Raw genomic sequence first — 7495 nt, 5'->3', positions numbered from 1 at the left:
TATTAATATAAGTTCCTAGTAGAATTAATACTAAAAAATAAAAAAACATATATACAAAAAACTTACATATTTAAATATTAAAAAAATATAATAGTTTTGTGAAAACTATAAAAATACAAATAATAAAAAAGGATGTATATTAGCTACATTCTTTTTTTATGAAATATTCCTAAATTTAACTTTATTAAAAAGTATGATAAAATGGTAAAATAGTGAATATTTTAAGTGGCTTATGTATTATTAGTTTAGAATAAAATATTACCATAAAATAGAAAAATTTACACTATGAAAATAAGGAGGGGCATATGAAAAAGATAGATAAGATTATAGATGTATTTAGAAATTCAAACTATACAGAGATAAATTCAAAAGCTGCTGAAATGTCTTTTTATTTACTATTATCCCTTTTTCCATTTTTAATGTTTACTATAAGTACTATAGCATATATGCCTGTTATTCAAATAAATAAATATATATTATTATTTGAGCATATGATGCCAGAAAGTGCTTTTAATATGATATCAGCTATAATTTATTCTGCTATGAAAAATAAAAGCAAAAATTTTATAATAACAAGTTTTCTGCTAACTATGTGGACATCATCAAGAGCAGTAAGAGCTATGATAAGAGGTGCTAATAAATCTTATAAGGTAGAGGAAACTAGATCATTTATAAAGGTGTTTTTTATAAGTATATTATCAACTATAACCTTATTATTTTTAATATTTTCATCAATGGTATTTTTAGTATATGGAGAAAAGATAGGATACTTTATATTTGGACTTATTGGGCTTGATAAGATATTTATGTATATTTGGGATATACTAAGATACACTATAGGTATATTAACCTTAGTTATAATACTTATAAGTATATATAGATATAGCCCTAATAAAAAAGTAAAAATGTCAGAAGCAACACCAGGTGCTATAATATCAACTCTTGGATGGATATTAGTATCTTTAGGATATTCTTATTATTCTAATTATTATGCAAATTATGAAGTTATATATGGAAGTATTGGTGGAATAATAGTTTTAATAACGTGGATTTATTTAAGTAGTTGGGCTATATTGATAGGTATAGAAATCAATGCTAAAATTTACTTAAGAAGAAATATATACAAATATAAATTTAATGAAAAAATATAATAATAATAGACACTTATTTGTAATTAGGAGAGATAAATAAGGTATGAATACATATGAATATATAAATGAAAGAGATATACTTTATAATTTATTTGATTGTATTAGAATAGTAGATCCAATAAGAAAAGTAGTTATACATCAAATAAAAAATGAGGTAGATATAGAAAAGCTACCTTGTTATGAGTTTTGGAATAGAAATCAAGTATGTGAAAATTGTATATCAATTAGAGCGTATAATGAAGAAAAATCTTTTTCAAAAATAGAGTTTAATAAAGAAAAAGTATATTTTGTAATTGCAACTTTAATCAAAATAAATTGTACAAAATATATAGTAGAAGCGTTAAAGGATGTAACGGAGGATAACATATTAGAAGAGATAAGTAAAAAAAGTATAAGTGATATAACAAAAGAAGTTAACAGATTAAATGAAATAGTTGTTAAGGATGAACTTACAGGTTGCTTTAATATAAGATATGTAAATGAAATGCTACCTTTTAATATATTAGATAGTATAAATGAAAATAAGACATTATCAGTTTGTATGCTAGACTTAGATTATTTTAAGCAGATAAATGATACATATGGGCATTTGTGTGGAGATTTTGTACTAAAAGAAGTAGGTAAAATACTAAAAGATAATATAAGAAAAGATATAGATTGGGTAGCAAGATATGGAGGAGAAGAATTTATAATTGTATTTAATAATATGTCATTAAAAAATGTAACTAAGAGAGTACAAGCTATAAAGGATAAAATAGAAAAACATGAATTTAAATGGAAAGATAAGGTTATAAAAATAACATCAAGCTTTGGAATAAGCACGTTAGATGAAGATACAAAAACAGTAGAATCTATTTTAGAATCTGCTGATAAAATGCTTTATCTTTCAAAACAAAAAGGAAGAAATAATATATCACATAAATAATGAAAGTGCTTAAAAGTAGTATAAATACTAACTTAAAAGCACTTTTTTACTTTTAAAATATAACTTTAAATATGATATATAATAATATTAAAAAATACTATCTAGTAAATACAAGCTTATTATCATCTGACAAATTTTCATTAAAACTATAACCATCAATATTAAACTTTTTTAAATCTGAGATTTTATCTATTTTATTTCTTATTATAAAAGATGTCATATATCCACGGGCACGTTTTGCATAAAGACCTTTAGTTTGATAAGTGTCTTTGCTAGAATTATATTCTTTAAAGTTTATATCTATAAATGTATAGTCTTTCTTTATAGATTTTAAATCTATACACTTTAAGTACTCAGAAGAAGCTAGATTTATTAGTATTTTGTTTTTATGTGTGCTTAATTCATTCATTATATTTTGAGTTATTTTATCTTTCCAAAATTTATATAAATCATCCCCACGATTATTAACTAATTTAGACTTCATCTCAAGTCTATAGGGTTCTATTAAATCAAATGGCTTAAGTATACCATAAAGTCCTGAAAGTATTCTTATATTTCCATTAGCAAAATCAAAATCTTCATGTGTAAATTCATAAATTTTCATGCAATTAAAAACCTCTCCATCAAAAGCTAAGATACTTTCGCACTTTGGATTATTTTTAGTAGATAGATTTTTATGTCTATTATGGTTTAATATAGTTAAATCTTCACTTAGATTCATAAGATTTGATAGTTCTTCTTTTTTCAATGATTTTAAAAGTTTAATTAAATAATCTATATCATCTTTAAATATAGGTATAGATTGTTTATTCAATCTTATATTCTTATCAAAATTCATAGTTGTAGTAGGAGAAATTATAGTAATCATTTTACACCTCTCATATATTTATTTACTAATTTATACTTACACCAATTAAATTACTAATTTATACTTACACCAATTAAAGTAAAATTGATTAATATTTTAAGTTGAATTTCATAAGTTTATTATATACCCTTAATATAAAAATTTTAATCATATAAGTATGTAATATAAAAATATTTAGAAATAGTATATAACTGTGATAGAATTAACATGTATTGAAAAATTTATATAAAATATAGTTTTAAGGAGTGAATTATTGTGGATAAAAATATAACTTGGATCAATGAAAAAAGAATAGAAAAAACAATTAAAGCTTTAGAAAAAAACAATATGAATGGTTATTTAGCAAAAGATACGGATGATATTATAAATATAATAAAAGAGTTAGTTGATGAAAAGTCATTAGTAGCTTGTGGTGGCTCTATGACTTTATTTAAAACAGGTATTATAGATTTATTAAGAAGTGGTAGATATAATTTTTTAGATAGATACGAAGAAAATCTCTCACCTCAGGAGATGAAAGAGATATTTAGAAAATCTTTCTGTGCAGATGCATACTTCACTAGTACTAATGCTATAACAGAAGAAGGAGAGTTATACAATGTAGATGGAATGGGAAATAGAGTGGCTGCCATGCTTTATGGACCTGATAAAGTTATAGTAGTATGTGGAGTAAATAAGATAGTAAAAAATATAGATGAAGCTATAAATAGAAATAAAGTAGTATCTGCCCCTGCGAATGCTAAAAGGTTAAATACTAAGACGCCATGTAAAGAGGTAGGCTATTGTATGGACTGTAGTAGCAGTGAACGAATATGCTGTGAATATACTATTATAAAAAAACAAAGAATACCAAATAGAATACATATAATATTTATAAATGAAAGTTTTGGGTATTAAAATAGTATACAATTTATCCTACACATAATGAATACATAATTTGTCAATAATATATAATATGTATATCACCAAGGGTAGTAAGGAGGAAATATGAAAAAAGTAAAGCTTATATATAATCCAAACTCAGGTGAGAAAAAAATAACAAACCAACTTGATAATATAATAAAAATATATCAAAAATATAACTACATACTTATACCATATAGATTAAGTAAACATCAGCACATAAGTAAAGCCTTTTTAGATATGGATGAAACTTATGGCCATTTATTAATAGCAGGAGGAGATGGAACAGTAGACATAGTTCTAAATGCTATGAAAGAATTTAATGTAGATATACCTATTGCTATACTTCCAACAGGAACAGCTAATGATTTTGCTAAAGCGTTAAATATTTCATTAGATATAAATAAAGCTGTTAAAGATATACTCAATTCAGAGCCTAAAAGTATAGATATAGGAAAAATAAATAATAAATATTTTATAAATGTAGCTAGTGCAGGGATGTTTACTGATGTATCTCAGAAGATAAATCCAGAATTAAAAAATTATATGGGAAAAGTATCTTATTATATTACAGGTATAGAGGAAGCTCTTCACCTAAGAAAATTCAATATAAATGTAAATTCCAAAGAAGTTATGTACAAGGGTGATATGTATCTTATGTTAGTCTTTAATGGAAAAACAGCAGGTAATTTAAATTTGGCATACAAAGCAGAAGTAGACGATGGTTACCTAGATGTTATTATATTTAAAGCAATGCCTATACCAAAATCAATACCAGTGCTTATAAGTATATTAAAGGGTGAGCACTTAGATACATACAATGAAAGTGAGATATTATATTTTAAAACTAAAAAAGTAAGAATAGATTGTTGTGATGGTTTATTAACTGATATAGATGGAGAAAGAGGGCCAGATTTTCCTCTGGATATAGAATGTATAGAAGATGGAATAAAAATACTTGGAGTAAAATAAAAAAGGAAGCTAAATTTAGCTTCCTTTTTTATTTATTATTTTGAAGGTTTGAATGAACTTTTTAAAGGAACAACTCTATTGAATACTAATTTATCATCAGTAGTATATTTAGTATCGACAGAGAAGAATCCATTTCTAACAAATTGGAATTTATCTAGAACTTTAGCATTTTCAAGTTGAGTAGGCTCTGCAAATCCTTGAAGTATTTCTAGAGAATCTGGGTTTATTTGTTCTAAGAAATGCTTACCTTCATTTTCAGGAGCATCATCAAGTATTAATGGTTCATATAATCTAAATTCACAAGGCTTAGCAGTAGTTGCTTCAACCCAATGTATAGTAGATTTAACTTTACGCCCTGTAAATCCTGAACCACTCTTAGTTTCTGGGTCATAAGTACAATGTATTTCAGTTACATTTCCATTTTCATCTTTTATAACTTCATTACATCTTACAAAATATGCACCTTTTAATCTAACTTCGTTTCCAGGGAATAATCTAAAGTATTTTTTAACAGGTTCCTCCATAAAGTCTTCTTGTTCTATATAAAGTTCTCTACCGAATGGAACCATTCTTTTTCCTTTAGTTTCGTCTTTTGCATTATTTTCGATTTCTAACATTTCTATTTGACCCTCAGGATAATTAGTTATAACTAATTTTAAAGGTCTTAAAACACCCATAGCAAGTGGAGCTTTAGGTTGTAAATCTTCCCTTACGAAAAAGTCAAGCATTTGGCTATCAACTTTAGAATCAGCTTTAGATACACCAATTTCTCTACAGAAGTTTGTTATAGCTTCAGGAGTATATCCTCTACGTCTAAGACCTGATATAGTAGGCATACGAGGATCATCCCATCCATCAGTTATACCTTCGTCAACAAGTTGCTTTAGCTTTCTCTTACTCATAACAGTATTTGTAAGGTTAAGTCTTGCAAATTCTATTTGTCTAGGGATATTTTCCATTTCACATTCTCTAACAACCCAATCATATAATGGTCTTTGATCTTCAAATTCTAAAGTACATATAGAATGAGTTATTCCTTCTATTGCATCTTCTAATGGATGAGCAAATGCATACATTGGATATATACACCATTTGTCTCCTGTGTTATGGTGCGTTGAATGAGCTATTCTATATATTATAGGATCTCTAAAGTTTATATTAGGAGATGACATATCAATTTTTGCTCTTAATACTTTTTCTCCATCTTTAAATTCACCGTTTCTCATTCTTTCGAATAATTCTAAGTTTTCTTCAACAGTTCTGTTTCTATAAGGACTGTCTTTACCAGGTTCACTTAATGTACCACGATATTCTCTCATTTCTTCAGGTGTTAATTCACACACATAAGCTTTACCTTTTTTTATAAGAAGCACAGCTTTTTCGTACATTGTATCGAAATAGTCTGATGCGAAGAATAAATTATTCCAATCAAATCCTAACCACTTAACATCTTCTTTTATAGAATTTACGTATTCTACATCTTCTTTAACAGGGTTAGTGTCGTCAAATCTTAAGTTTACTTTTCCTTTAAATTCTTTTGCAAGACCAAAGTTTAAGCATATACTTTTAGCATGACCTATATGTAAGTAACCATTTGGTTCTGGTGGAAAACGAGTTATAATGCTGTCATGTTTTCCAGTTTCTAAATCATTAACTATAATGTTTTTTATGAAATTAGATGAAACATTTTCGTTTGACATATTAATAGTACCTCTCATTTATTAATTTTTTATCCATAGTACAAAAAAGTACTATAATCCATAATATTAATTTTAATCTAATATTGTAAAAAAATAAAGATATAATTAAATATATATACTTAAAATTATTATACGAATGACTAAATTTTATAATATAAATATAAAATTATGATAAATTTCTGTTTAAATAGTGAACTTAAATCCTAAAATGCTATAAAAAAATGTATACTTACTAGATAAGTCTAAATAATAATAATATGATAGTCATTTTTTAAACTAATAAACATATATTTAGGAGTAGTTAACTATGGAACAAATACTATATTCATTAACAGACCACAAGGCATTAGCCATAATAGTTGGATTTTTACTTATAATGCTTGAGACTTTTGCTCCAATACTTCCATTAATTGCGATAGTGCTAGCAAATGCTTTTGTTCTTGGTATGTGGATGGGTTTTTTAGTGTCATGGGTAGGTTCAGCAATTGCATCTGTAATTTTGTACTATATAGCAAATAAGTTTTCAAGGTTAAAATACATTCAAAAGTATAAATCAAAAGAACAAGTAAAAAGGATAACTTCTTGGATTCATAAGCAAGGATTTAACACTATATTTATATCTTATGCATGTCCTTTTATACCAGATTTTTTAGTAACAATTTCATCTGGATTTGCAGGAACAGAAATAAAAAATTATATATCAGGAATGGTATTTGGAAAATTTGTAATGTTTTTACTTATAAGTTACATTGGGGAAGATTTGGATAAAGTTTTACAAGAACCTATTAAAGTAGTAGTATTTGCTTTAGCTGTAATTATATCTTGGATACTTGGAAGAAAAATAAATAATAGAATACATACAGGAAATGTACCTAAATAGAATTAAATAATATAAATATAATATTTATAATTTTCGACAAATAATTTCACAAAAACATTTACTATATATATATTTTTGTGATATAATTTTATAGTT

The 7495-nt window shown here is 25.5% G+C and carries 7 protein-coding genes; 5 read left to right on the top strand and 2 right to left on the bottom strand.

Annotation, left to right across the window (positions count from 1 at the left end; translation table 11 throughout):
• Positions 1-305: 305 nt before the first annotated feature.
• On the top strand, positions 306-1151 hold the full coding sequence (locus I4U66_RS10495) for a YihY/virulence factor BrkB family protein (RefSeq protein ID WP_092925946.1): 846 nt from the start codon (positions 306-308) through the stop codon (positions 1149-1151).
• Between the two features lie 43 nt (positions 1152-1194).
• On the top strand, positions 1195-2076 hold the full coding sequence (locus I4U66_RS10490; RefSeq protein WP_092925944.1) for a GGDEF domain-containing protein: 882 nt from the start codon (positions 1195-1197) through the stop codon (positions 2074-2076).
• A gap of 97 nt (positions 2077-2173) precedes the next feature.
• On the opposite strand, the gene I4U66_RS10485 is transcribed toward I4U66_RS10490, so the two are convergent.
• Positions 2174-2944 carry a YaaA family protein gene (locus I4U66_RS10485; protein ID WP_195237699.1) on the bottom strand — a complete coding sequence of 257 codons (771 nt, stop codon included), beginning with the start codon at positions 2942-2944 and terminating at the stop codon, positions 2174-2176.
• A gap of 255 nt (positions 2945-3199) precedes the next feature.
• Here I4U66_RS10485 and I4U66_RS10480 point away from each other — a divergent pair, with 255 nt between their 5' ends.
• Together I4U66_RS10480 and I4U66_RS10475 are read left to right on the top strand one after the other, a co-directional pair.
• Positions 3200-3841, top strand: coding sequence for a lactate utilization protein (locus I4U66_RS10480; RefSeq protein WP_195237700.1), 642 nt, complete (start codon positions 3200-3202; stop codon positions 3839-3841).
• Positions 3842-3931: 90 nt separating this feature from the next.
• Entirely contained in the window at positions 3932-4819 is an 888-nt protein-coding gene (locus I4U66_RS10475) for a YegS/Rv2252/BmrU family lipid kinase (RefSeq protein WP_195928842.1), read from the top strand.
• A gap of 35 nt (positions 4820-4854) precedes the next feature.
• Here the strand turns inward: I4U66_RS10475 and I4U66_RS10470 are convergent, their stop codons facing one another.
• Positions 4855-6519 (bottom strand): glutamine--tRNA ligase/YqeY domain fusion protein, encoded by a 1665-nt coding sequence (locus I4U66_RS10470; RefSeq protein ID WP_092925936.1) that lies wholly within the window; start codon positions 6517-6519, stop codon positions 4855-4857.
• A 307-nt stretch (positions 6520-6826) separates the two neighbouring features.
• On the opposite strand from I4U66_RS10470, the gene I4U66_RS10465 reads away from it, so the two are divergent.
• On the top strand, positions 6827-7399 hold the full coding sequence (locus I4U66_RS10465) for a TVP38/TMEM64 family protein (protein WP_092925934.1): 573 nt from the start codon (positions 6827-6829) through the stop codon (positions 7397-7399).
• Positions 7400-7495 lie beyond the last annotated feature (96 nt).

Origin of the sequence: Romboutsia sp. D33t1_170424_H2, from assembly GCF_015669105.1 — a bacterium.
GTDB classification, from domain to species: domain Bacteria; phylum Bacillota; class Clostridia; order Peptostreptococcales; family Peptostreptococcaceae; genus Romboutsia_C; species Romboutsia_C hominis.
The sequence above is the reverse complement of the archived record's forward strand: the minus strand, read 5'-3'. Positions and strand labels throughout refer to the sequence as shown.

Excerpts from the sequence above, each read along its gene's own strand:
- I4U66_RS10495 (WP_092925946.1), top strand. The coding sequence starts at position 306 with ATGAAAAAGATAGATAAGATTATAGATGTATTTAGAAATTCAAACTAT.
- I4U66_RS10490 (WP_092925944.1), top strand. The coding sequence starts at position 1,195 with ATGAATACATATGAATATATAAATGAAAGAGATATACTTTATAATTTA.
- I4U66_RS10485 (WP_195237699.1), bottom strand. The coding sequence starts at position 2,944 with ATGATTACTATAATTTCTCCTACTACAACTATGAATTTTGATAAGAAT.
- I4U66_RS10475 (WP_195928842.1), top strand. The coding sequence starts at position 3,932 with ATGAAAAAAGTAAAGCTTATATATAATCCAAACTCAGGTGAGAAAAAA.
- I4U66_RS10470 (WP_092925936.1), bottom strand. The coding sequence starts at position 6,519 with ATGTCAAACGAAAATGTTTCATCTAATTTCATAAAAAACATTATAGTT.
- I4U66_RS10465 (WP_092925934.1), top strand. The coding sequence starts at position 6,827 with ATGGAACAAATACTATATTCATTAACAGACCACAAGGCATTAGCCATA.